Consider the following 22,996-nt stretch of genomic DNA (forward strand, 5'->3'; position numbering starts at 1 on the left):
CCCCAAGATGGCTCAGGCTCACGCCCCCCAGTTCAAGAATCCCGTCGTGAAGTGGATCGACAGCCGCCTGCCGATCTTCACGATGCTGGACCATGAGTACAACCAGTATCCGATGCCCCGGAACGTCAACTATCTGTGGGCGTTCGGTGCCATCGCCGGCATCATGCTGGTCATCATGATCGCCACCGGCCTCGTGCTGGCGATGCAGTACGCGGCCAACACGCACATCGCCTTCGAGTCGGTGGAGCGCATCATGCGCGACGTCAACTACGGCTGGCTGCTGCGCTACGTCCACGCCAACGGCGCGTCGATGTTCTTCATCGCCGTCTACATCCACATGTTCCGCGGTCTCTACTACGGCTCCTACAAGGCGCCGCGCGAGATCCTGTGGATCCTCGGCGTGCTGATCCTGCTGGCCATGATGGCGACCGCCTTCATGGGCTACGTGCTGCCGTGGGGCCAGATGAGCTTCTGGGGCGCCACCGTCATCACGAACCTGTTCTCGGCCTTCCCGCTGGTCGGCGACCCGATCGTGACCTGGCTGTGGGGCGGCTTCTCGGTCGACAACCCGACGCTGAACCGCTTCTTCGCGCTGCACTTCCTGCTGCCGTTCGTGCTGCTGGGCCTGGTCGTCCTCCACACCGCCGCCCTGCACGTCTCCGGCTCCAACAACCCGCTGGGCATCGACGCCAAGGGCCCGCAGGACACCGTGCCGTTCAACCCGTACGTCACGGTCAAGGACGGCTTCGCGGTCGTCGTGTTCCTGATCTTCTACGCGGCCTTCGTCTTCTTCGCCCCGAACTACCTCGGCCACCCGGACAACTACATCCCGGCCAACCCGCTGGTCACGCCGGCGCACATCGTTCCGGAATGGTACTTCCTGCCGTTCTACGCGATCCTGCGCGCGATCCCGGACAAGCTGGGCGGCGTGCTCGCCATGTTCGGCGCCATCGCGGTGCTGGCGGCCCTGCCGTGGCTCGACACCTCCAAGGTGCGCAGCTGCAAGTTCCGTCCGATCTACCGCCAGTTCTTCTGGATCCTCGCCATTGACGCCCTGGTCCTGGGCTACGCCGGCGCGATGCCCGCGGAAGGCGTGTGGCTGCTGGTCGCCCGCATCGGCACGGCCTACTACTTCTTCCACTTCCTGATCCTGCTGCCGCTGCTGGGCAAGCTGGAGCGTCCGCTGCCGCTTCCCGCCAGCATCTGCGAACCGGTTCTGAAGGGCGGTGGCCGCGTTGCCGCCGGCGCCCACGCCAAGCCCATGGAGAAGGCATAATGCGCTCTCTGAAGTCTGCCATCCTCTCCGCGGCCGTCGCCCTGGGTCTGGCCGGCGCCGCGCAGGCGTCGGAAGCGGTGCACATTCCCAAGCAGGAGTGGTCGCACAGCGGCGTGTTCGGCACCATCGACAAGGCCTCGGCGCAGCGCGGCTTCCAGATCTACAAGGAAGTCTGCTCGACCTGCCACTCGGCCAAGCTGGTCCCGATCCGCACCCTCGCCGGCATCGGCTTCAACGAGGACGAGCTGAAGGCGATCGCCGCCGGCTATGAGGTCCAGGCCGGTCCGAACGACGCGGGCGAGATGTTCATGCGTCCGGGCATCCCGGCCGACCGCTTCCCGTCGCCGTTCCCCAACGACAACGCCGCCCGCGCCGCCAACAACGGTGCCCTGCCGCCGGACCTGTCGCTGATGGCGAAGGCCCGCGTGGGTGGCGAGGACTATCTCTACGCCTTCCTGACCGGCTTCGAGGAGAACCCGCCGGAAGGCGTGACCCTGATGCCGGGCATGAACTACAACAAGTACTTCCCGGGCCATCAGGTGGGCATGCCCAACATCCTGATGCCGGACGGCGTGACCTACGCCGACGGCACCCCGGCGACGGTGCAGCAGCAGGCCCATGACATCAGCACCTTCCTGACCTTCATCGCCGAGCCGCACATGGATGCGCGCAAGCAGATGGGCGTGAAGGTGATTCTGTTCCTGATCGTGCTGGCCGGCCTGATGTACGCCACCAAGCGCAAGCTGTGGAGCACCCTGCACTGAGCCGCCTTCCGGCCCGGTGTGGATGATTGAAGACTGGACAGGGCGCCTTCGGGCGCCCTGTTCTTTTGTGGGCGGGGTTCTTGACCGGCGCCCCCATTCCCAAGCGAAGGTGGTGCAGATGACCGACAGGCTGATCGACGAGATCGTGGATTTCTGGTTCGACGAGGCGATGAAGCCCTACTGGTTCCGCCGCTCCGACAGTTTCGACCGGACCGTGCGGGACACGCTGCTTCCCCACCACGAAGCGGCGGCGGAGGGCCGGTACGATCATTGGCTGGAGGATGTGGACGGCTGTCTGGCGCTCTGCGTCCTGCTGGATCAGGTGCCGCGCAATGTCTTCCGCGGCTCGCCGCGGGCCTTCGCGACCGACGGCAAGGCGCTGGCGGTGGCCCGCCACGTGGTGGAGCAGGGCTACGACCTCGAATGCACCGAGGACGAACGGATCTTCCTTTATCTGCCGTTCGAGCATCAGGAGGACATGGGCTGCCAGGAACTGTCCTGCACCCTGTTCCGGGAGCGGGTCAGCGACCCGGAGGTGGTGGATTACGCCGAACGCCACCGCGCGGTCATCGCGCGCTTCGGCCGCTTCCCCCACCGCAACGCGGTCCTCGGCCGCGAGACGACGCCGGAGGAGGCGGAGTTCCTCAAGGAGCCGGGTTCGTCCTTCTGACGGTCTCGCCCTCCGGCATCCCGGGCTCCAGCCAACGCTTCAGGGCGACCAGCAGTTCAAGGCGGCGGACCGGCTTGGGCACGTAATCGTTCATGCCGGCGAACACGCAGCGGTCGCGGTCCTCAGCGAAGCCGTGGGCGGTGACCGCGATGATCGGCACCATGGCGCGGGGGCCGGTCATGGCCCGGATGGCCAGGGTCGCGGCGATCCCGTCCACCTCTGGCATGGCGACATCCATCAGAACGGCGTCGTAAGGCGTCTCCGCCAGGGTGACGGAGGCGATGGCCTCCGCTCCGCCATCCGCGGTGTCCACGGTGAAGCCGACCTTGCGCATCAGCGCCGCGGTCAGCAGCCGGTTGGTCGGGCTGTCATCCACCACCAGCAGGCGTCCGCCGCGCGCCAGGGCCCAGGAGGTCAATCGGTCCTCGGCAGGCGATGGTGGTGTGGTCGAGGAGACCGGCGCGGTGCGTGGCACCGGATCGGTGCGGGAGGAATCTTGCGGCTGTCGGTGCAGAATGGTGTGGTTCACCACGAGCCTTTGGCATTTTGCAAATCAGTTTGCGCCGAACCGCCGCAGACTCCCGGTTTCCCGAGGGGTAAGATGGCCGGCCTGCCCATGCTAAGCAAAGGGTGGGCCAGTTGGTTACGAGATCGAACTTTTTCTGCCGCCCGCAAAAGGCGGAATGCGGGAACGCCAGCGTGGAGAGGACATATGGGATTGCTTGATCGGCTCTGGGTGGCCTTCGCGGCCCTGAACGGTGCCGTCGCGGTGGGGGCGGGAGCCTACGCCAGCCACGGGCTCACCGGTGATCCGCGGGGGCAGGAGCTGTTCCGGCTGGCCGGGCAATACCAGATGTGGCACGCCCTGGCCCTGGTCGCCCTGGTCGCTCTGCTGCGCACCGCCGATGGCCCGGCGCGCTTGGCGTTGCGCTTGTCGGGGTGGCTGTTCGTGGCCGGAATTCTGCTTTTCAGCGGGACGCTTTACGCCACGGCGATCAGCGGTCCGCTTTCCTTCGCCATGACGGCCCCGACCGGGGGCAGCGCCTTCATCCTGGGCTGGCTGGTTCTGGCCCTGGCCGTTCTTCTGTTCGGGCGGCGCTTCTTCGGAAAGGCTTGAGCCGAGAAGGAACCGCGTTCAGGCCGAAGCGCTGCTGGGCTCTTCGGCGGAGGTGGGGGACTCCTCGTCCTTCTTGCGGGCGATGGGCGCACAGAACAGCTCATGGAGCGTCGCCATGATGGTCTGCGCCTCGTGTCCGTTCAGCGAGTAATAAATGTTCTGGGCGGCGCGGCGCGTCCGCACCAGCTTGTCGCGGCGCAGGCGGGCCAGATGCTGGGACAGGGCCGACTGGCTGAGATCGACCAGTTCCTCCAGCTCGCCGACCGACTTCTCGCCCTCGGTCAAGTAGCACAGGATGAGCAGGCGGCGTTCGTTGCTCATGGCCTTGAGCAGCGTGCTGGCCCGCCGTGCGTTGCTCTGCAGATCGGCAATGTTCATAAAACGACCGTTTCCATCGGCGCCAAGCAACAGCGAACCGTTGCGCCCAACCTTTGCGCCGCAGCACCGCCGTTTATCGTTCGTGTTCAATCATATGGAAGAGTGTACCGCGCTGTCTACCCGTGGATGTCCCGTAGTCGAAAGAATGTTCCCCGTTCCGCGAAACCCCAACTGGTGAAATCACGGTTCAACGGGTTGAGGCGCGCGCCCCGCCGTTCTAGACTCCCGGCCTGGAATTGTCGTGGCGGTGCCCGAAGGAGTGCAAGGAACGATGGCCGACCAGACGCTCGACGCCAAGGGGCTGCAATGCCCGCTGCCGGTGCTGCGCGCGCGCAAGGCGCTGAAGACGGTGCCGCCCGGATCGACGCTGACCGTCGAGGCGACCGACCCCAGCGCGCCCAAGGATTTCGCCGCCTTCTGCGAAGCCACCGGCAACCGGCTGGCCTCCAGCGTGGAGGAGGGGGGCGTCTTCCGTTTCGTGATCGAACGCAACGCCTGACAGCGCCGCGAAACGGGGCGTCTTGCGCGTCCCCCGCGCAAAGGGGGTGGGGACGGCGGTTGGGGGATGTGACGATAAGCCCCGCAATCATCCTGTACTTTCATTAGCGATCCGGGAAGAATGGGTGCAGGGAAATGCCTCGAACACGAACGAAAAAGACAGAAAAGCATGTTCACCACCCTGTTCACCCACGCCGCCTGCCTGGACCACGACACAGGGCTGGGCCATCCGGAATGCGCCGACCGGCTTCGTGCGGTGCTGGCGGCACTTGAAACCGAAGAATTCTACATGCTCGAACGGCAGGAGGCGCCGCTCGCCACTTTCGAGCAGCTGTCCCGCGCGCACCCGCGGGAGCATGTCGAGCGCATCCTGGCCCTGGTGCCGGAGCAGGAGCACGCGGGCATCGACGCCGACACGGTGATGTCCCCCGGCTCCGGCGAAGCCGCGCTGCGCGCCGCCGGGGCGGTGGTCGCGGCGGTGGACGCGGTGGCATCGGGCCATTCGCGCAACGCCTTCTGCGCCGTGCGCCCGCCGGGGCACCATGCCGAGCATGACAAGGCTATGGGCTTCTGCCTGTTCAACAACGCCGCGGTCGGCGCCTACCACGCGCGGGCGGCGCATGGGCTGCAGCGGGTTGCGGTGATGGATTTCGACGTGCACCACGGCAACGGCACGCAGGACATTTTCCAGCGGGACCCGGACCTGCTCTATTGCTCCACCCACCAGTCGCCGCTCTATCCCGGCACGGGCGACGCGGGCGAGAAGGGCGAGTACGGCAACTGCGTCAACGCGCCGCTCGCCGCCATGTCCGGCTCGCCGGAGTTCCGGCACGCGATGACCCACATCATTCTGCCGGCCATCGACCATTTCAAACCGGACCTGTTGATCATCTCCGCCGGATTCGACGCTCATTCCCGCGACCCGCTGGCCGGGCTGCATTTGACCGATGACGACTTCGCCTGGGCCACCCGCAAGCTGGGCGATCTGGCCCGCACCCATTGCGGCGCCCGCATCGTGTCGGTTCTGGAGGGCGGCTACAACCTGCGCGCCCTGGCCACGGCCACCGCGGCGCATGTGCGCGAATTGATGTATTGCTGAGCTTTCCGATTCTTCCGGCCGATTCTTCCGGCTAGGCCCGTGGTGGGAGCGTGATACGCCCGCCGCGGGCCTTGCGCATTTGGGGGCTGAGCCATAATTTCGGTTCTCGGTCCCATCGCGGGCACCCCATCGTATGGATCATTGGCCGGATGGATCATGGCTGACCTCGCTAACATTCCCCCCGACATCGCCGCCCTCAGCTTCGAGGACGCGTTGGCCGAGCTTGAGCGCATCGTCCGCCAACTCGAGGACGGGCGCGGCAAGCTCGACGACGCGATCTCCTCCTACGAGCGCGGCACCGCGCTGAAGCGGCATTGCGAGGCGAAGCTGCGGGAGGCCCAGGCCAAGATCGACCGCATCACCGTTGCCGCCGATGGCACCCTCGGCACCGAACCCGCCCGGATCGACTGACGTGCAGACCGACCTCAAGACAGCCATGGCCGACATGGCCGCCGATGTGGAGCGTGCGATCCTGCACCTCCTGCCGACGACCGACCTCCCCGAATCGCGTGTGCTGGAGGCGATGCGCTACGGCTGCCTGAACGGCGGCAAGCGGCTGCGTCCCTTCCTGGTGTGCCAGTCCGCGGCGCTGTTCGGCGTCAACCCGGACTGCGCGCTGCGCGTCGCCGTGGCGGTGGAGTTCGTGCACAGCTACTCGCTGGTCCATGACGATCTGCCGGCGATGGACGACGGCGATCTGCGCCGCGGCCAGCCGACCGTGCATCGCAAGTTCGACGAGGCGACCGCCATCCTGGCCGGCGACGGGCTGCTGACCTACGCCTTCGAGGTGCTGGCTGACCCGGCGACCCACGAGGACCCGAACGTGCGCTGCCAGCTCGTGGCGGCGCTCGCCAAGGCGGCCGGGCCGCACGGCATGGTCGGCGGCCAGATGCTCGACCTGATCGCCGAGCACGAGACCTTCGACCTCGGCACGACGACGCGGCTCCAGCGCATGAAGACCGGCGACATGATCGCCTTCTCCTGCGAGGCCGGCGGCATCCTGGGCAAGGCCCCGCCGCCGCAGCGTCTCGCGCTGCGCGCCTACGCCCATGACCTGGGGCTGGCCTTCCAGATCGTCGACGACCTGCTGGACGTGGAAGGCACGGAGGCGGAGACCGGCAAGTCGGTCGGGCGCGACGCGGAGGCCGGAAAGTCGACCTTCGTGTCCATCCTCGGGCAGGACCGCGCCCGTTCGCAGGCCGCGATGCTGGCCGTGCAGGCCAAGGCGCACCTGGAGATCTTCGAGGGGCGCGCCGATATCCTCAAAGCGGTCGCCGACTTCGTCGTCGCGCGGCGGACCTGAACGGAGGACGTTTCCAACGTGACCCCCAACGACAAGACGCCGCTTCTCGACCTCGTCCGCACCCCCGCCGACCTGCGCGCGCTCAAGCCCGAACAGCTTCGGCAGGTGGCCGACGAACTGCGCACGGAAACCATCAGCGCGGTGTCGGTGACCGGCGGTCATTTGGGCGCCGGGCTGGGGGTGGTCGAACTGACCGTCGCCCTGCATTACGTGTTCCAGACCCCGGCCGACCGGCTGATCTGGGACGTCGGGCACCAGTGCTACCCGCACAAGATCCTGACCGGGCGCCGCGACCGCATCCGCACCCTGCGCACCGGCGGTGGCCTGTCGGGCTTCACCAACCGGTCGGAGAGCGAGTACGATCCGTTCGGCGCTGGCCACAGCTCCACCTCGATCTCCGCGGGTCTGGGCATGGCGGTGGCGCGCGACCAGCTGGGCCGCGACAACCATGTGGTCGCCGTGATCGGCGACGGCGCGATGAGCGCCGGCATGGCCTACGAGGCGATGAACAACGCCGGGTCGGCGAACAGCAAGCTGATCGTCATCCTGAACGACAACGACATGTCCATCGCTCCGCCGGTCGGCGCGATGAGCGCGTACCTGTCGCGGCTGATCTCGTCGAAGCCCTATCTCAGCCTGCGCCATCTGGCCAAGGACATCGCGGAGCAGCTGCCGCGGCCGCTGCGCACGGCGGCGCGGCGGGCGGAGGAGTACGCCCGTGGCATGGTCACCGGCGGCACGCTGTTCGAGGAGATGGGCTTCTACTACATCGGCCCGATCGACGGGCACAATCTGGACCATCTGCTGCCGGTCCTGCAGAACGTGCGCGACGCCGACGACGACAAGCCGGTCCTGATCCACGTCGTCACCAAGAAGGGCAAGGGCTACGGCCCCGCCGAGGCCTCGGCCGACAAGCTGCACGCGGTCGCCAAGTTCGACGTCGTCACCGGCGCCCAGTCCAAGCCGAAGTCCAACGCCCCGACCTACACCCGCGTCTTCGCCAACGCCCTGATCGCCGAGGCCGAGCGCGACTCTCGCGTCCTCGCCATCACCGCGGCCATGCCGTCGGGCACCGGGCTCGACCTGTTCGGCCAGCGCTTCCCCGACCGCTGCTTCGACGTCGGCATCGCCGAGCAGCACGCGGTGACCTTCGCCGCCGGTCTGGCGACGGAGGGCTTCAAGCCCTTCTGCGCGATCTACTCGACCTTCCTGCAGCGCGCGTATGACCAGGTGGTGCACGACGTGGTGCTGCAGCGCCTGCCGGTGCGCTTCGCGCTCGACCGTGCCGGTCTGGTCGGGGCGGATGGGGCGACCCACGCCGGGGCCTTCGACGTGGCCTATCTCGGCTGCCTGCCCGACATCGTGCTGATGGCGGCGGCGGACGAGCTGGAGCTGATGCACATGGTGGCGACCAGCGCCACCATCGACGACCGCGCCTCGGCGCTGCGCTACCCGCGCGGCGAGGGGGTGGGGCTGGAGCTGCCGGAGCGCGGCGAGGTCCTGCCCATCGGCAAGGGCCGCATCCTCCAGGAAGGCACCAAGGTGGCGATCCTCAGCTACGGCACGCGCTTGGCCGAGGCGCGCAAGGCGGCGGCGGAACTGGGCGCGCGCGGCCTGTCGACGACGGTGGCCGATGCGCGCTTCGCCAAGCCGCTGGACGAGGAGCTGGTGCGCCGTCTGGCGCTGGAGCATGAGGTGCTGATCACCATCGAGGAGGGCTCGGTCGGCGGTTTCGGCAGCTTCGTGCTGCAGCATCTGGCGATGGCCGGGCTGCTGGACGGCGGGCTGAAGATCCGGCCGATGGTCCTGCCTGACCGCTTCCTCGACCATGACAGCCCGGCCAAGCAGTATGAGGAGGCCGGTCTTGCCGCCCGCCACATCGTCGCCACGGCTCTGCAGGCGCTGGGGATCGAGGCGGCGGCGGTGCGGGCCTGACTCCAAATGGAAAGCGCTGCCGCCCGACCCCGAATGTCGAGCCTGGTCGAAGGGGCTAATGCCATTAGCCTAAGGTCGCGCGGGGCGCTTTCTCTGGTGCGGCTGGGACCGCTGTCTTACAATTCGAAAACAATAGATAATTAACGTATCCGGCGGGACTGGGTGTTGTCGAACATGCCTCAGGTGTTTGCAGCGGGTGCAGGGCGCGCATCCGACGAGAACGGCGCTTCGCCTCAGGATGGTCCGGAGATGTTCCGGTCCATCGTTGAGTCGTCTCCGACGCCCACTGCCGTGGTCGACGGGACATCCTTCCGTTGTCTTTACGCCAACGCCGTCATGCGCGCCTTGGGCTTGGAAGCGGGGCATGCCCTGTCCGACCGTTTTCCGGAAGCTTCCGACGAGCGCATGGCCGAGACGCTGCGCAATGGCGAGGGCGCCCGCCTGCGGATCACCGGGCCGGAGGAGGTGTCCTGGAACCTGTCTGTGGCCGCACTCGACGGCGGCCCATCGCTTCTGGTCACCCTGCATCCCGCCGAGTCCGATTCGACTGAGACCGCCCATCACCACGCGCGGGAGGTCAGCCATCGGGTCAAGAACACGCTCCAACTGGTGTCCAGCCTGTTGACGCTCCAGACCCTGTCGGCCAAGGACCCGGACATGCGCCGCGCCTTCCAGGAGGCGTGCGGCCGCATCGGCACGGTGACCCAGGCGCACCAGCGCGTTCACGCCGCCGCCCGCGGCAGCCTCGTCGATTTCGGGGCCTATCTGAAAGATGCCTGCCGGGAGATGGAAAGCCACTTTGCGGTGGGCGGGCCGGAACGGCGCATTGCCGTGACGGTGGAACAGGCGATGCTGCCGGTGGATTCCGTGATCCCCCTCGCCCTCATTCTCAATGAACTGGTTGGCAATGCCACCAAATACGCCTATGCGGCGGGTAGCCCGGGGGATATCGAAGTCAGTCTCGTGCCGCGCGACGAGGGTGGCCGCCGCCTGAGCGTCGCCGATCATGGCCGCGGCCTGCCGCAGGGCTTTGAGGTTGCGCGCGCCGACTCGCTGGGCATGAAGGTGGCGCGGGCTTTCGCTGGCCAGTTGAAAGGGAAGCTGCGCGCGGAGCCGAACGTTCCTGGCACGCGCTTCGTCCTTGACCTGCCTTTCTGACCGTCCGTGGCCGGTGACAGTTCATCGCCTCTTGCCGAACGCCTCATCCTGCGCCATGCATCCACCCTCGTCGACGGGGGAGTTCTGAGATGGCGCGGGTGCGTGCGGATGTGGCGCTGGTGGAGCGCGGATTGGCCGAAAGCCGGGCCAAGGCGCAGGCGCTGATCCTGGCCGGGCTGGTCTATTCCGACACGAAGCGCATCGACAAGGCCGGCGATGCGATCGCCGAGGACGCTCCACTGTCGGTGAAGGGCCAGGACCATCCCTGGGTGTCACGCGGCGGGCTGAAGCTGGTCAAGGGATTGGACGTCTTCAGCATCGACCCCACCGGCCTGACCGCCGTCGACGTGGGCGCCTCGACCGGCGGCTTCACTGACGTGCTGCTGACCCGCGGCGCCGCCAGGGTCTATGCGGTGGATGTCGGACATGGACAACTGGCCTGGAAGCTGCGCAACGACCCGCGCGTCGTGGTTTTGGAAAAGACCAACGCCCGCCACCTGACCAGCACCGAGATTCCCGATCCGGTGGACATGGTGGTCTGCGACGCCAGCTTCATCGGACTGGAGGTGGTGCTTCCCGCCGCCCTCGCTCTGGTTGTGCCGGGCGGGCGGCTCGTCGCGCTCATCAAGCCGCAGTTTGAGGTCGGCAAGGGCCGCGTCGGCAAGGGTGGGGTGGTGCGCGAGCCGGAACTGCACCAGGAGGTCTGCGACCGCATCCGCGGGTGGCTCGATGCCCTGCCGGGTTGGCGCGTGCTGGACATCACCGAAAGCCCGATCACCGGCCCCGAAGGGAACAAGGAATTCCTGATCGGAGCGGTGAAGGACTTCTGGATGGAACCATAAACTGTTACGAGAGCACCCATAAACCGCACTCCGCGGAACCATAAAATGGTCCGTTGCAACCGCGCGCCAAGATCGCCGGCCAGGATGTTGAGCGGCTGTAAAACAGCGTCCGATGGATAATTTTCCTTGTGAAATATGGTGCGCCTTCTGTGTGTTGTGACCGCTTGGCCGGCGCTCGCTTTTGGATGGCTTTCATGGTCAGGAAGGGTAGGTTTCGTGATGGTTGTAAAATAATATTTCTTCCTCCCATCTATAAATAAAAAAGGCATCTAACGAATATAAATTGGATCAATTTATTCTGATGAACCTAATGGAGAGTCAAAATATTCAGTATTGAATAGGATAATATTCTATATAACAGTGAATTTTTCTGTATTTCACTCACGAATGCCCGATTTCAAGGAGATGAAATTCGGTTATCCTGCTGAGGAACGCTCATCGCAGGAGGTTCCCCATGCCGCACAGCGTCACATTGCGCGTCTCGGGGGCTCGAGCTTGCTTTTCTCGCGCGGCGTTCAAAACCGAACGCGTCTCCTACGATGTCATTACTCCGTCCGCCGCTCGCGGTATCTTCGACAGCGTGCATTGGCGCCCCGGGCTGCGCTGGATCATCGACCGCATCCATGTCCTCAAGCCAATCCGCTTCCAGTCGCTGAGCCGCAACGAGATCGGTGACCGCATCCCGGTTGCCTCGGTGCGCCATGCCATGCGGAACGGTGCCTTTCAGACCCTGCCGCGAATCGCCGCCGACAACCGGCAACGACGTGCCGCCACCATCCTGGTCGAGGTCGATTATCTCATCACCGCCCGCCTCACCCTGACCGATGACGCCCCGGTTGGGGGCCGGCTGGACATTCCCCTTGGCATCTTCACCCGCCGCGCCCGGCGCGGCCAATGCTTCCGCTCCCCCTGCCTCGGTACCCGCGAGTTTCCGGCCGACGTCATGCTGTGGGTATCCCTTGGCGTCTCGTCGAGGACACCGCCAAGCTGCGCTCTTGCTACATTGGGATCGGCTTCTACAAGAACCGCGACGGCGAGTCTGTCTCGTTTAGCCTCGCCCAAGTCTTCGACGAGTTCGGTCACGGGATTATCCTGCGCGGAACGCCGGTGTCGATCGACAAGAAGAACCGCCATCCGTACCTGAGCGAGGGTCAGGCCTACGAGTTGCTGCGCGACGCGCTGGACGAGTACGACCGCGCGCTGCAGCATATGCCCGCCCGCATCGTCATCCACAAGTCGAGCCACTTTCGCGACAGCGAGCGCAAGGGCTTCCTGCGTGCCCTCTACGAGAAGGGCATCCGCACTAAGGACTTCGTCGCTATCACGGATACAGACATCCGCCTCTTCGGCGACGGCGACTATCCGCCCAAGCGCGGCACAATGCTTGCCATAACCGAGACCGAGGGCCTGCTCTACACGCGCGGTACCGTCGACTTCTACAAGACCTATCCCGGCGCGTACGTTCCTAAGCCCCTCAAGGTCACCGTCTACGAGCAGGACTCGTCCCTCGAGAGCCTCTGCGAGAAGATCCTCGGCCTGACCAAGATGAACTGGAACAACACCCAGATGGACGGCCGACTGCCGATCACTCTCGAATGCGCACGGAAGATTGGCGACATCATGAAGTACGTTCGCCCGACCGAGAAGCCGCAGGTCAGCTACAGCTTCTACATGTGAAGCTCCTCACCCGCGCCGTGGCACCGCCTCGGCCAGACCGTTCTCAGCGACTTTGGGGTCCCGCGCCGGCGCGGCAGCCGATCGGAGTTGCGGCGCGTTACTGATTGTCCGGTTTTACCGGCCCAATAGGCAGCTTCCGAGAGGGTCGGACGTTCAGCGGAACTTATACGAATGGCCATCTCTGGCGCTTTGCGCAAGAGAAGCGGAATCGCCCGCCCTGGAGCCGCCGCGGCCGGGTGTTGCGCCCGGAATCCACCCTATCCGGTGCTGTCGCGAAAGGGCGGGGTGATCGCCGCCCGCCGTCAATCTTTGCAATGGAACCCTGCGGCGACGATCAAGTCGTCGCAGTTGTTGAAGCAGAAAATTTCCGGGCAAGATCAATGAATGCTTTGAACGCGGCAGACGGGTGTCGCCGGCTGGGATAGTAGAGGCAAAGCCGCTCCAGTGGCGGGGTCCAGTCTTCGAGAATGCGAACGAGGCGGCCGGCGGCAAGGTCGCCTTGAACGTCGGACTCCATGAAGAAGCCGATCCCCATATTTTCCAGCACCGCCATGCGGGCGAGGCTGGCCTCGTCCAGGGTGATCGGGCCGCCCACGTCGATCTGGATCGGCTGTCCCCTCTTCTCGAACTGCCACCGATAAAGCGCTCCATTGGGCAGCCTTACGCGGATGCACGAATGGGAAAGCAGGTCGGAGGGCGACCTTGGCTGGCCCCGGGTCCGGAAATAGCCCGGTGATGCAACCACCGCATAGCGGCGGCGCGGACCGAGCGGCACCGCGATCATGTCGCTGGGGACGAGGTCCGCGGTGCGGATGCCGAGATCGAAACCGTCCGCGACGATGTCGACGAGCCGGCCTTCGGTGACGAGATCGACATGGACCTGCGGATAGAGCCGCAGGAACTGGAGCAGGAGGGGAAGGATCTCACGCGCGGCTGCGGCAAAGCTGTTGATCCGCAAGATGCCCGATGGCGTATCCTGCTGCGACTGGGCGGTTTCCATCGCCTCATGGATGTCCTGGAGCGCGGGACCGATTTTCTCCACGAACTGCCGCCCGGCGTCGGTCAGGGAGACGCTCCGGGTCGTGCGATTGAACAGTCGGACGCCGAGTTGACGCTCCAGCTTCCCGATGACGTTGCTCAGTGCGGTGGTCGACAGGCCAAGTTCCAGGGCCGCTGCCCGGAACGATCCACGCCGCGCAATGGCGAGAACAGCATCAAATTCGATCAGACCGTGTTTCGACATTGTCCCGCTTTTCGCAATGCCGCATGCCAGTTTACCCCAATTATCGTGATTGATGTTTGGCTCTAAATCAACCTTGCAACGTCAAGGAGCCGAGCGATGTCGATCGAACTGCCCAAACCCATAGCCGACTATGTCGAGGCTAATGCACAACTCGATGTGGACGGCATGCTGACGCCTTTTGCCGCCGACGCGGTCCTCTTGGACAACGGAAAACGTCACAAGGGCCACGCCGAGCTGCGAACCTTGTTTGAAGACGAGGTGATTGCGGTCAAGGCCATCTTCATGCCGGACACTGTTCGCGACGAGAACGGGCAAGTCGTTGTCGAAGGCCCTGCCCATGGCGACTTCAAGGGCAGCCCCATCCGCTTCACCTATCGCTTCACGCTCGAACATGACGCGATCAAAGACTTGGAGATCACAGTATGAGCATCAAAGCTGATCCAACTGAGTTCGCGGGAAAACGAGTGCTCGTCAGCGGCGGCACCAAGGGCTTGGGCCGCGCTACCGTCGATCGCTTCCTGGCCGGCGGCGCCCGGGTGATGACCGCCGCCCGCGGAACTCCACAACCGATCGACGGCGTCGAGTTCGTCCAGGCAGACCTGACGACAGCCGAGGGCGGGGCAACCCTGGCCAAGGCGGCGCTCGACCGTATGGGCGGCATCGACATCCTCGCTCATGTGATCGGCGGCTCGGCCTCGCCGGGCGGCGGCTTTCTTGCCCTGACGGACGATCACTGGCTCGCCGAGCTGAACCTTAACCTTCTGGCCACTGTCCGCCTTGATCGCCTCCTGGCTCCGCAGATGATGGAACGGGGGGCCGGCGCGATTGTGCATATCACGTCCATCCAATCGATCCTGCCGCTTCCCGAATCGACCACTGGCTACGCCGCCGCAAAGGCTGCGCTCAGGACCTACAGCAAGTCGATCTCTAAGGAGCTGGGACCGAAGGGCGTGCGGGTCAACGCTGTCTCCCCCGGCTGGATCATGACCGAGTCGTCCGTCGACTTTCTGAAGCGTCTGCAGGCCGCCAATGGCGGAACGATCGAGGAGGCGCGGCAAGTTGTCCTCGATGCTCTGGGTGGGATCCCGATCGGGCGTGCGGCCGAGCCCGATGAGGTTGCCGATCTCATTGCCTATCTGGCCTCGGATCGCGCCGCCGCGATCCACGGCGCCGAGTTTATCATCGACGGCGGCACCGTTCGGACTGTCTGAGGTCATCGCCCCGACGTTCGGCCTCCGTGGCGGGCGTCGGGAAGCAGTGGGTCCTGTGGCGCAGGCATGACGCTCCTGGTCACCGGCTTTGTCCACGCCTGGATCGACCGCAGGATCGGTTGGGGCGCATCATCCTCGCACTGCCCTCACCCCGCACCGACCCGCTCGTCAATGTGCGTCGGGGGACGTCCAGCCGCCGATATGCGCGTAAACGGCGTCGCGCAGTTGTGCAATCTCGCGGTTGAGCTTTCCCAAAGCGTCGGGTGACTGCCCGGAGGCGCGGAGCAGTGTATCGCCCAGGCAACCGGCCCTGGAACGCAGAGCCAGTCCTTGGTCCGTCAGCGACACGATGACCTGCCTCTCATTGGTCGGGTTGCGCGTGCGATGGATCAGCTTCGCGGCCTCGAGGCGTTTGAGCAGGGGCGTCAACGTGCTGGATTCAAGAGCAAGCTGCTGGGCGATGCTCCCCACCGTCTGTCCGTCTTCCCGCCACAGGATGTTGAGGACGAGATACTGCGGGTAGGTGAGGCCAAGGGCGTCCAGCAGCGGCTTGTATGCCCGCTGGATGGCGATGCCGGCCGAGTAGATCGCGAAGCAGAGCTGATCCTCCAATGGCACCGGCGGGTTGTTCTCATCCGACATGGGCAGGCTCCCTTCGCAGCGCATCGTCCACTGACATATATCGCGATAAATTTCCCTGGACAAGAGCGCGCGCCGGAGATACACATAGTTATCGCGATAACAATTATCGCAAACAGATGGAGGTACACATGAGGAAGACGTTTCAGTCCCTGATCCTGGCCGCTTCGGTCGTCACCCTGCCGCCGTCGGTTTCGCAGGCGCAGCCGACCAGCCATTCCGTCGAGCAAACGGCCGTTAAGAATGTTGTCCTCGTCCACGGCGCCTTCGCCGATGGATCGGGATGGCGGAAGGTCTATGAGGACCTGACCACCCGTGGTTACCGGGTCACGATCGTCCAGAATCCGCTCACCTCGTTCGACGACGATGTGGCGGCCACGCGGCGCGCGCTCGACCGGCAGGATGGTCCCGCCGTTCTGGTCGGCCACAGCTGGGGCGGCACCGTCATCACCGAAGCCGGCGTCCATCCCAAGGTGCGCGGGCTGGTCTATGTGTCCGCCCTGTCGCCCGACGCCGGCGAGACCACGGCGCAGCAGTATGACGGCTATACGACACCGCCCGAGTTCGTCATCGAGACCAGCGGGGACGGCTTCGGCTTCATCAAGCCCGACAATTTCGCCGCCGGCTTCGCGGCGGATGCGACGAAGGCCGACGCCGATTTTCTGAAGGCGTCGCAGGTGCCGATCAATATGGCGAGCTTCGGCGTGAAGCTCGGGCACGCCGCCTGGCGGACCAAGCCCAGCTGGGCGGTGGTCGCGACGGAGGACAAGGCGTTCGATCAGCGGATGCTCCAGGACATGGCGAAACGCATCGGAGCAAAGGTCACGAACGTTCCGGCCAGCCACGCCGTCTACTTCACGCAATCGGCAGTCGTCGCGACGGTGATCGACGAAGCGGCCCAACAGTCGGGCGCGGCTTCGCGCTAGGCACCGGCCTCGTCGGACCATTCTCTCCGCTTACCGAAAGGCCCGTGACATGAACCAATCCGTCCCCGGTGGCTCCGAGGAGTTCAACCGACGTGTCCGTGACAATCAGACGCAAAGACTCTCCAACCTCAAGCCTGCCTATGATTTTATCGTCTGCGGTGCTGGCGCATCCGGATCCGTGATCGCGCGCCGCCTGGCTGAAAATGCCGACTGCTCCGTGCTCCTCATCGAAGCGGGGGGCAGCGACGAGGATGAGGCGGTGCTGAATCCGGCATTGTGGCCCACGAATCTCGGCAGTCGGCGCGATTGGGGATTCCACGCCGAGCCAAACCCGCATCTGGACGGCCGCGCGCTTCCCATGTCCATGGGCAAGGGGCTCGGCGGCGGGTCGAGCATCAATGTCATGGTGTGGGCAAGGGGCCATCGCGCCGACTGGGATTATTTCGCGGAACAGTCCGGCGATGCCGGCTGGAGCTATGAGGCGGCTCTCGGCATCTACCGCCGCATCGAGAATTGGCAGGGTGCGCCGGACCCGCATTACCGCGGCAGTTCCGGACCGGTGTGGGTGCAGCCCGCACAGAACCCGAGCCCGATCGCCGACGCCCTGCTCAGCGCGGCCGGGTCCCTCGGCATTCCGCGCTACGACAGCCCCAATGGCAGGATGATGGAAACCGCGGGAGGCGTGGCCTATGCCGATATGCTCGTGCGGGACGGACGGCGCAACTCGCTCTACCGCGCTTATGTCCATCCTGTGGCCGATCGACCGAACCTCACGATCCTGACCGATACGCTTGTGCGCCGCGTGCTCCTCGACGGGGCGACGGCGACCGGCGTCGAGGTCGAACGGGGCGGCGAGATTCTGTCGATCATGGCAGGCTCGGAGGTCGTCCTGTCCACCGGCGCCATCAACACGCCCAAGCTGCTCATGCTGTCCGGGATCGGCGACCGGAGCCAACTTGACCGGCACGGCATTCCGCTCGCACGTCACCTCCCCGGCGTAGGCCGCGGCCTGCAGGATCATGTGTCGTTCGGCTGCACCTGGGAGTATCGGCAGCCGATCGCTCCACACACCAGCGGGAGCGAGGCGACCCTCTACTGGAAAAGCCGTCCCGAACTGGAGGCGCCGGACCTTCTGTTCTGCCAGGTCGAGTTCCCCGTTCCCAGCGAGCGCACGGCGGCGCGCGGCGTCCCCGATCATGGGTGGACGATGTTCGCCGGGTTGGCGCAGCCCTATAGCCGTGGCGAGGTGCGGCTGCGGTCGGCGGACCCGGCCGCAGCGCCCCTGGTCGATCCCAACATGCTGTCCGATCCGCGGGACCTGGAGACGGCCCGCGCCTGCGTGCGGCTGTGCCGCGAGATCGGGAACAATGCAGCTTTCGCCCCCCATGTCCAGCGCGAGGCCATCCCCGGGGTGGGAGCGGCGATCGACGATCAATTCCTCCGCGACGCAGCGGTGACCTATTGGCATCAATGCGGGACGGCTCGGATGGGCATGGATGACCTGTCGGTCGTCGACGCGTCGCTGGCGGTTCACGGCATCGACCGGCTGCGCGTCGCGGATGGCTCGATCCTCCCGAGGGTCACGACGGGCAACACGCAAGCACCGTGCGCGATCGTGGGCGAGCGTGCGGCTGAAATCTTGCGGCGGCGGCATGGGTTGTAGGCGCCTTTCACCAACCCACGGGCTATACGTTGCATGTTGAGCGTCCGACTGGCCGAGGGTTCGCGGACATACCGTAGGCTAGCCCGGATAATTCACCAGAGCTGAAGCTGGGGGTGGCGGGCGCGAGGTTAAGCCGCTGACTTCGTGTATGATTCTGGTGCTGAAGCAGTCTCACCACGGATCAACGGAGTTCACGCCCGCCATGGCCGAGAGTACCGGGGTTCTGCCCGGCTTGTCACCGGTTGCCGGCAAGCCGGTTCACGCCGCCTTCGATGGCGGCCGTCTCACCTCCGACGCCGGCGTCCTGCTGCTGGCCGAGATCGATCGGCGGCTTGGGGTCTGCGAGCGCCTGGCGCGCTGCATCGAGGAACCGAGACGACTGCAGCGATCTTGGAGTTTCTCGGGTAACCTTAAATCATCTCCGGGCCGCATATCATGCGGTCGCATTCACGAGATGACCTGATACGGTCGAGATGAACGCACGAAGACGCTGAAGACGCCGTAGGTCCCGGTGATATCCCATCCAGATGTCTCGCGCCGGCGGCGGCGTCGGCAGGTCCAGTCTGCGGATACCCGGGATCTGATTGCCGACCACGCGGGGGAGGACGGCGATTCCGATGCCTTGCCTGCACATGCGCCCCTGGACGTTCCGGTTGTTCGATCGCAGGACCGGCCTCGCGTTGGGGAAACTTTCGATGAGCCACGCGATGTCAGGGAAATGGCCGGTGGACGTGTCGTGGGTGATCAGCCGGAAACCGGTCCCATCGCCATATTTCGGCTCCTGCGCCTCCTCCGCGATGTAAACGCCGTACTCAAGGCGGAAGAGTCGTCGCTGAACAACGTCAGCGGCGTCGAACGGAACGATACGGAAAGCGACGTCGGCCTCCCGCTGGGCGAGATTGAACAGGCGGGTGCCGGTCAGGATCTCGACGTCGACGTTGGGGTACGCTTTCGAGAAATCCGCCAGCACGGGAGGCAAGACATAGGCCCCGAACCAGTCCGCGGATGAAATGCGCAGACTGCCTTTGAGGTTCTGCTCTTGCCCCGCAAGCCGGCGCTCCATCGCCAGCGCGCTTTCCTCCATCTGCTCCGCCAGCGCGATGATCCCGTGGCCCTCTTCGGTCAGAACAAGACCGTCCGCGGTGCGCTGGAAGAGCGTGTGACCGATCGCCTGCTCAAGTGCGCGGAGGCGCCGGCCGACGGTCGGATGGCTTGTCTGAAGAGAACGCGCGGCTGCGCCGAGCGTGCCGGATCGCGCAATCGCGAGAAAGACTCTGACGTCGCTCCATTCCATCACAACCACCCGCACAAAACTGAACGGCGAGAGTACAGTTATGTCACTTATCGAACAAATCTAAATGCCTAGATTGCCATCATCGTCTGGAGATTCATCCTTCTGCGGATCCGCCAAGCCCATGTGGGCCACCGCTTGGGTGAAGGAATCGTGACCCTGGCTGTGGAGCCCAAGGAAAGCTCGTCCGGACGGAACAGAGAGGATTTTCCTGAGGGGGCGCGGAACGCGGCGTCCCGCCTCGATACTCGCAAATGAGGATCTCGATGATGATCACGATGCTGGTGACCTATGCGGGCGATGAGGAAACGCCGTTCGACCGCGACCATTGGATCAACGTGCACTTCCCGCTCGTGCGGGAAAGCTGGGGACGTTATGGGCTGGTCAGCGCCGGTGGGTTCTTCCCGCAAGGTAAGGGTGCCGGGCTAATCGCGGTTGGGGTCGTCAATTTCCGCGACGAGGCCGCCATGGAAGCGGCGCTCAATTCGCCGGAAACCGCCCAGGTCATGGCCGACGTGGACATCGTCACCGCCGTCAAACCGCAGCGCAGCATCGTGAAGCCGCTCTGAGCGGCACAGCGGTGTCCGCAAGGGGCTCGGCAAAGCTGTCTCGGCGGGCTTCGGGACGAAGGACTGGTCGATCATGGCCGACATGACGGTTCGCCGCGGCGACGGCGTGGCGTCGTCTGAAACCAACTCGGAGAAGAAACAATGAAGACTTGGCTCATCACCGGCTGCTCGAGCGGCTTTGGACAGCGCCTCGCGCTCGCCGCAGCACAGCGCGGCGATCAGGTCATCGCGACGGCCCGCGATGTCAAGACGATCGAAGACATGGCCGAGCCTTTCGGCGGCCGCATGATCACCTTGCCGCTGGACGTGACGGATGCGGCGGCCGCCAAGGCAGCGGTCGCAAAGGCGGTCGAGACCTTCGGCGGGTTTGACGTGCTCGTGAACAATGCCGGCTACGGGCTGTTCGGCGCGATCGAGGAAGGGACGCCCGAAGAATATCGGCCGATGTTCGAGGTGAACGTCTTCGGTCTGATCGAAATCACCAGAGCCGCCTTGCCCGTCCTGCGACGTTCGAGTGGAACGATCGTCACCATGTCGTCTGGCGCCGGCATCGCGGGCAGCGGCGGCGGAGGTTATTACAACGCCGCCAAGTTCGCCGTGGAAGGGATTTCCGAAGCGCTTGCCAGCGAGCTGAAGCCGTTCGGCATCCGCGTGCTGATCGTCGAGCCTGGGCCGTTCCGCACCGATTTCCTTGGCCGCTCGATCAGGATGGCGGCCAACGAGATGCCGGAATACGCCGCGAGCTCGCGCAAGCACTATCGCGAAACCAACAACGGCAATCAGGTGGGCGATCCCGCCAAAGCGATCACGGTGATCCTGCAGGCGGTCGACGCCGATGACGCCCCGCTTCATCTGCCGCTCGGCCCCATCGCGCACGCGATCGCCGAGCGAAAGCTGGCTGCGTTCCGCGGCGATATCGACGCTTGGCGCGACATCTCGATCGCCACCGATTTCGATCAGCCCTGAGCGTTGGCCGCGAGCTCTGTCTAGACGTCAACATCGACTGGGAAGCGATCATGATCGCAACGTTGAAGGGGTTTACCCAGCAGCTGGTGCCGGTGAATGGCATCAAGATCAACGCTGTCACGGGAGGCTCAGGCCCGCCGATCCTTCTGCTTCACGGCTGGCCGGAGACATGGTGGGAATGGCACAATGTGATGCCGCTGCTGGCCGAGCATGTCAGCGTGGTGGCCATCGATCTTCGCGGCGCGGGCTTTTCCGACTGCCCGCTCGACGGCTATGACAAGGCGACGATGGCGCGCGACGCGCACGAGGTCATGATTGCCCTTGGGCATGAACGCTACGCCGTGTGCGGACATGACATCGGCGGAATGGTCGCCTTGCCTCAGGCCGCCATCTATCGGGAGGCTGTCACTCATCTGGCCGTCCTCGACGTTCCGCTTCCCGGCTGGACCGGATGGGAGACGACGACCGCGGGGCTCTGGCACTTCAGCTTCCACATGAACCGGGATCTGCCCGAGCGCCTGATCCATGGCCGTGAATATGACTATGTTTCGACCTTCATGGCAGAGCGTTTCTACGATCACAGCACATTCAATCCGGCGGACATCGAGATATACGCGAAGGCGATGGCTCTTCCTGGCCGCACGCGCGGCGGCATGGAATGGTATCGCACGCTCGCCGCCGATCATGCGGCGGCTCTTGAGTACAAGAAGCACCCCCTCGGGATACCGGTGCTCGGTCTGGGTGGGGACCAGCGGTTCGGTGCACAGATGGTGCCGATGCTCAAAGAGTTTGCCAGTAATGTGACAGGTGGCTCGATCGCGCGGTGCAGCCACTATGTTGCGGATGAGCGGCCCAATGAAGTCGCGGCCGCCCTGATCGATTTCCTCAAAGCCAACTGATACTCTGCGCCCGCGCCGTCGCGGGCCGGGCGGATCGCGACGCTGCGGGCGAATTGCACCCGAAGCGATCGCGATGGATCGACAAAATCAAGGAGACTGTCATGACCGCACCCCTCATTCGCGGCGTCAATCATATCGGCATCACGGTGCCCGACATTGAAGCGGCAAAATCGTTCCTGGTGAAAGCCTTTGGCGGCCAAGTGATCTACCAATCCTTCGGACCGCAGGATCCACCGCGGCAGGGACCCGAATTCGAGCGGGCCGTCGGCGCTTTCCCCGGAACGGTCGTGCGTGCGCAGGCGATGGTCAAGATCGGAACCGGACCCGATATCGAGCTCTTCGAAATGCACGGCCCCGAGCAAGCCCAGCCGATCCGGGCGAGCGACTTCGGCATCACGCACTTCGCTCTCTACACCGACGACATCGACGCATCGGTCGAGCGCTTCGAGAAGGCTGGAGGCACCCCCCTCACCGCGCCGCGCGCTATTCCCTATGCTACCGAGAAAGGTCCTGGAAACAAGGTCTGCTACTGCCGCATGCCCTGGGGCACGACGATGGAATTCATCACCACGCCGGACCGTATGCCCTATCATGACCAGACTGATCTGCGCAGGTGGCAGGACGAGGACTGAGCGGGGCACGACCGGACAGTACAGCGTCGCAGTCACCGTTCACCGCCGAGCGAGAGGAATTCACACACGCATCGTTGACAATGGCGGACGGGCAACATGCAAGAAAACGAACAGGCGTTTCCCGCATGGCCGAACAGACATCCGGCGGTCGTCTCGCCGTCCGCGCCGTCATCGTAACAATATCGGCAGAACATTGTCACATTAACTTGGGTGAGACCAGGAGGAAACCCGCAGACACCC

Annotated in this window: 24 protein-coding genes and 3 pseudogenes; 22 read left to right on the forward strand and 5 right to left on the reverse strand. The window is 64.9% G+C overall.

Annotation, left to right across the window (positions count from 1 at the left end):
- Positions 1 to 7: 7 nt before the first annotated feature.
- From AMK58_RS15510 to AMK58_RS15520, 3 genes are all read left to right on the forward strand, one after another.
- Positions 8 to 1,276: a cytochrome b gene (locus AMK58_RS15510; RefSeq protein ID WP_035676900.1), complete on the forward strand. Its 1,269-nt coding sequence runs from the start codon at positions 8 to 10 to the stop codon at positions 1,274 to 1,276.
- Positions 1,276 to 2,040, forward strand: coding sequence for a cytochrome c1 (locus AMK58_RS15515; RefSeq protein WP_035676897.1), 765 nt, complete (start codon positions 1,276 to 1,278; stop codon positions 2,038 to 2,040). The genes AMK58_RS15510 and AMK58_RS15515 overlap by 1 nt, the downstream gene beginning before the upstream one ends.
- Positions 2,041 to 2,158: 118 nt before the next feature.
- Positions 2,159 to 2,710 (forward strand): DUF924 family protein, encoded by a 552-nt coding sequence (locus AMK58_RS15520; RefSeq protein WP_035676895.1) that lies wholly within the window; start codon positions 2,159 to 2,161, stop codon positions 2,708 to 2,710.
- Here AMK58_RS15520 and AMK58_RS15525 read toward each other — a convergent pair.
- Entirely contained in the window at positions 2,685 to 3,128 is a 444-nt protein-coding gene (locus tag AMK58_RS15525; protein WP_051140456.1) for a response regulator, read from the reverse strand. The genes AMK58_RS15520 and AMK58_RS15525 overlap by 26 nt on opposite strands.
- Positions 3,129 to 3,422: 294 nt before the next feature.
- Here AMK58_RS15525 and AMK58_RS15530 point away from each other — a divergent pair, with 294 nt between their 5' ends.
- Positions 3,423 to 3,827 (forward strand): DUF423 domain-containing protein, encoded by a 405-nt coding sequence (locus AMK58_RS15530; protein ID WP_035676892.1) that lies wholly within the window; start codon positions 3,423 to 3,425, stop codon positions 3,825 to 3,827.
- An 18-nt stretch (positions 3,828 to 3,845) separates the two neighbouring features.
- Here the strand turns inward: AMK58_RS15530 and AMK58_RS15535 are convergent, their stop codons facing one another.
- Positions 3,846 to 4,205: an ArsR/SmtB family transcription factor gene (locus AMK58_RS15535; protein WP_035676889.1), complete on the reverse strand. Its 360-nt coding sequence runs from the start codon at positions 4,203 to 4,205 to the stop codon at positions 3,846 to 3,848.
- A 271-nt stretch (positions 4,206 to 4,476) separates the two neighbouring features.
- Here AMK58_RS15535 and AMK58_RS15540 point away from each other — a divergent pair, with 271 nt between their 5' ends.
- The 9 genes and pseudogenes from AMK58_RS15540 to AMK58_RS15575 form a co-directional block, all read left to right on the forward strand.
- A complete protein-coding gene (locus AMK58_RS15540) occupies positions 4,477 to 4,704 on the forward strand; it encodes a sulfurtransferase TusA family protein (protein ID WP_035676886.1) in 228 nt (75 codons plus the stop codon).
- A 168-nt stretch (positions 4,705 to 4,872) separates the two neighbouring features.
- On the forward strand, positions 4,873 to 5,802 hold the full coding sequence (locus tag AMK58_RS15545) for a histone deacetylase family protein (RefSeq protein ID WP_035676883.1): 930 nt from the start codon (positions 4,873 to 4,875) through the stop codon (positions 5,800 to 5,802).
- A gap of 156 nt (positions 5,803 to 5,958) precedes the next feature.
- Complete coding sequence (locus AMK58_RS15550; RefSeq protein WP_035676881.1) at positions 5,959 to 6,213, forward strand: exodeoxyribonuclease VII small subunit; 255 nt, start codon at positions 5,959 to 5,961, stop codon at positions 6,211 to 6,213.
- A 25-nt stretch (positions 6,214 to 6,238) separates the two neighbouring features.
- Positions 6,239 to 7,105 (forward strand): polyprenyl synthetase family protein, encoded by an 867-nt coding sequence (locus AMK58_RS15555; protein ID WP_174436128.1) that lies wholly within the window; start codon positions 6,239 to 6,241, stop codon positions 7,103 to 7,105.
- Between the two features lie 18 nt (positions 7,106 to 7,123).
- The gene (gene dxs / locus AMK58_RS15560; protein ID WP_035676876.1) at positions 7,124 to 9,040 is read left to right on the forward strand and encodes a 1-deoxy-D-xylulose-5-phosphate synthase; all 1,917 of its coding nucleotides are present in this window, start codon (positions 7,124 to 7,126) and stop codon (positions 9,038 to 9,040) included.
- A 174-nt stretch (positions 9,041 to 9,214) separates the two neighbouring features.
- Positions 9,215 to 10,198: a histidine kinase dimerization/phosphoacceptor domain -containing protein gene (locus tag AMK58_RS15565; protein WP_236778294.1), complete on the forward strand. Its 984-nt coding sequence runs from the start codon at positions 9,215 to 9,217 to the stop codon at positions 10,196 to 10,198.
- Between the two features lie 89 nt (positions 10,199 to 10,287).
- Positions 10,288 to 11,040 (forward strand): TlyA family RNA methyltransferase, encoded by a 753-nt coding sequence (locus AMK58_RS15570; RefSeq protein ID WP_035676870.1) that lies wholly within the window; start codon positions 10,288 to 10,290, stop codon positions 11,038 to 11,040.
- 454 nt (positions 11,041 to 11,494) lie between these two features.
- A pseudogene (gene cas5c, locus AMK58_RS29630) lies at positions 11,495 to 11,980 on the forward strand (type I-C CRISPR-associated protein Cas5c); the annotation flags it as partial.
- Between the two features lie 14 nt (positions 11,981 to 11,994).
- Positions 11,995 to 12,717 (forward strand): annotated as a pseudogene (locus AMK58_RS15575) (argonaute/piwi family protein); the annotation flags it as partial.
- 334 nt (positions 12,718 to 13,051) lie between these two features.
- On the opposite strand, the gene AMK58_RS15580 reads toward AMK58_RS15575, so the two are convergent.
- Positions 13,052 to 13,960, reverse strand: a complete 909-nt coding sequence (locus AMK58_RS15580; protein ID WP_035676868.1) for a LysR family transcriptional regulator — start codon at positions 13,958 to 13,960, stop codon at positions 13,052 to 13,054.
- A 96-nt stretch (positions 13,961 to 14,056) separates the two neighbouring features.
- On the opposite strand from AMK58_RS15580, the gene AMK58_RS30915 reads away from it, so the two are divergent.
- Positions 14,057 to 14,386, forward strand: a complete 330-nt coding sequence (locus AMK58_RS30915) for a nuclear transport factor 2 family protein (RefSeq protein WP_035676866.1) — start codon at positions 14,057 to 14,059, stop codon at positions 14,384 to 14,386.
- Complete coding sequence (locus AMK58_RS15590) at positions 14,383 to 15,171, forward strand: SDR family oxidoreductase (protein WP_035676863.1); 789 nt, start codon at positions 14,383 to 14,385, stop codon at positions 15,169 to 15,171. The genes AMK58_RS30915 and AMK58_RS15590 overlap by 4 nt, the downstream gene beginning before the upstream one ends.
- A gap of 168 nt (positions 15,172 to 15,339) precedes the next feature.
- Here the strand turns inward: AMK58_RS15590 and AMK58_RS15595 are convergent, their stop codons facing one another.
- Positions 15,340 to 15,813 carry a MarR family winged helix-turn-helix transcriptional regulator gene (locus tag AMK58_RS15595; protein ID WP_035676861.1) on the reverse strand — a complete coding sequence of 158 codons (474 nt, stop codon included), beginning with the start codon at positions 15,811 to 15,813 and terminating at the stop codon, positions 15,340 to 15,342.
- A gap of 128 nt (positions 15,814 to 15,941) precedes the next feature.
- Here AMK58_RS15595 and AMK58_RS15600 point away from each other — a divergent pair, with 128 nt between their 5' ends.
- The 3 genes and pseudogenes from AMK58_RS15600 to AMK58_RS31410 all read left to right on the forward strand — a co-directional run.
- On the forward strand, positions 15,942 to 16,736 hold the full coding sequence (locus AMK58_RS15600) for an alpha/beta fold hydrolase (RefSeq protein ID WP_035676858.1): 795 nt from the start codon (positions 15,942 to 15,944) through the stop codon (positions 16,734 to 16,736).
- 49 nt (positions 16,737 to 16,785) lie between these two features.
- Positions 16,786 to 18,399 carry a GMC family oxidoreductase gene (locus AMK58_RS15605; protein WP_035676856.1) on the forward strand — a complete coding sequence of 538 codons (1,614 nt, stop codon included), beginning with the start codon at positions 16,786 to 16,788 and terminating at the stop codon, positions 18,397 to 18,399.
- A gap of 202 nt (positions 18,400 to 18,601) precedes the next feature.
- A pseudogene (locus tag AMK58_RS31410) lies at positions 18,602 to 18,775 on the forward strand (transposase); the annotation flags it as partial.
- A gap of 57 nt (positions 18,776 to 18,832) precedes the next feature.
- Here the strand turns inward: AMK58_RS31410 and AMK58_RS15610 are convergent.
- The gene (locus AMK58_RS15610; RefSeq protein ID WP_035676854.1) at positions 18,833 to 19,693 is read right to left on the reverse strand and encodes a LysR family transcriptional regulator; all 861 of its coding nucleotides are present in this window, start codon (positions 19,691 to 19,693) and stop codon (positions 18,833 to 18,835) included.
- A 263-nt stretch (positions 19,694 to 19,956) separates the two neighbouring features.
- On the opposite strand from AMK58_RS15610, the gene AMK58_RS15615 reads away from it, so the two are divergent.
- The 4 genes from AMK58_RS15615 (at position 19,957) to AMK58_RS15630 (ending at position 22,756) form a co-directional block, all read left to right on the forward strand.
- Positions 19,957 to 20,259: an EthD family reductase gene (locus AMK58_RS15615; protein ID WP_244621407.1), complete on the forward strand. Its 303-nt coding sequence runs from the start codon at positions 19,957 to 19,959 to the stop codon at positions 20,257 to 20,259.
- Between the two features lie 141 nt (positions 20,260 to 20,400).
- Positions 20,401 to 21,225: an oxidoreductase gene (locus AMK58_RS15620; protein WP_035676851.1), complete on the forward strand. Its 825-nt coding sequence runs from the start codon at positions 20,401 to 20,403 to the stop codon at positions 21,223 to 21,225.
- A 50-nt stretch (positions 21,226 to 21,275) separates the two neighbouring features.
- Positions 21,276 to 22,124, forward strand: coding sequence for an alpha/beta fold hydrolase (locus tag AMK58_RS15625; protein WP_035676848.1), 849 nt, complete (start codon positions 21,276 to 21,278; stop codon positions 22,122 to 22,124).
- A 101-nt stretch (positions 22,125 to 22,225) separates the two neighbouring features.
- Complete coding sequence (locus AMK58_RS15630; protein ID WP_035676845.1) at positions 22,226 to 22,756, forward strand: VOC family protein; 531 nt, start codon at positions 22,226 to 22,228, stop codon at positions 22,754 to 22,756.
- Positions 22,757 to 22,996 lie beyond the last annotated feature (240 nt).

This window comes from Azospirillum brasilense (genome assembly GCF_001315015.1).
GTDB lineage: Bacteria > Pseudomonadota > Alphaproteobacteria > Azospirillales > Azospirillaceae > Azospirillum > Azospirillum brasilense.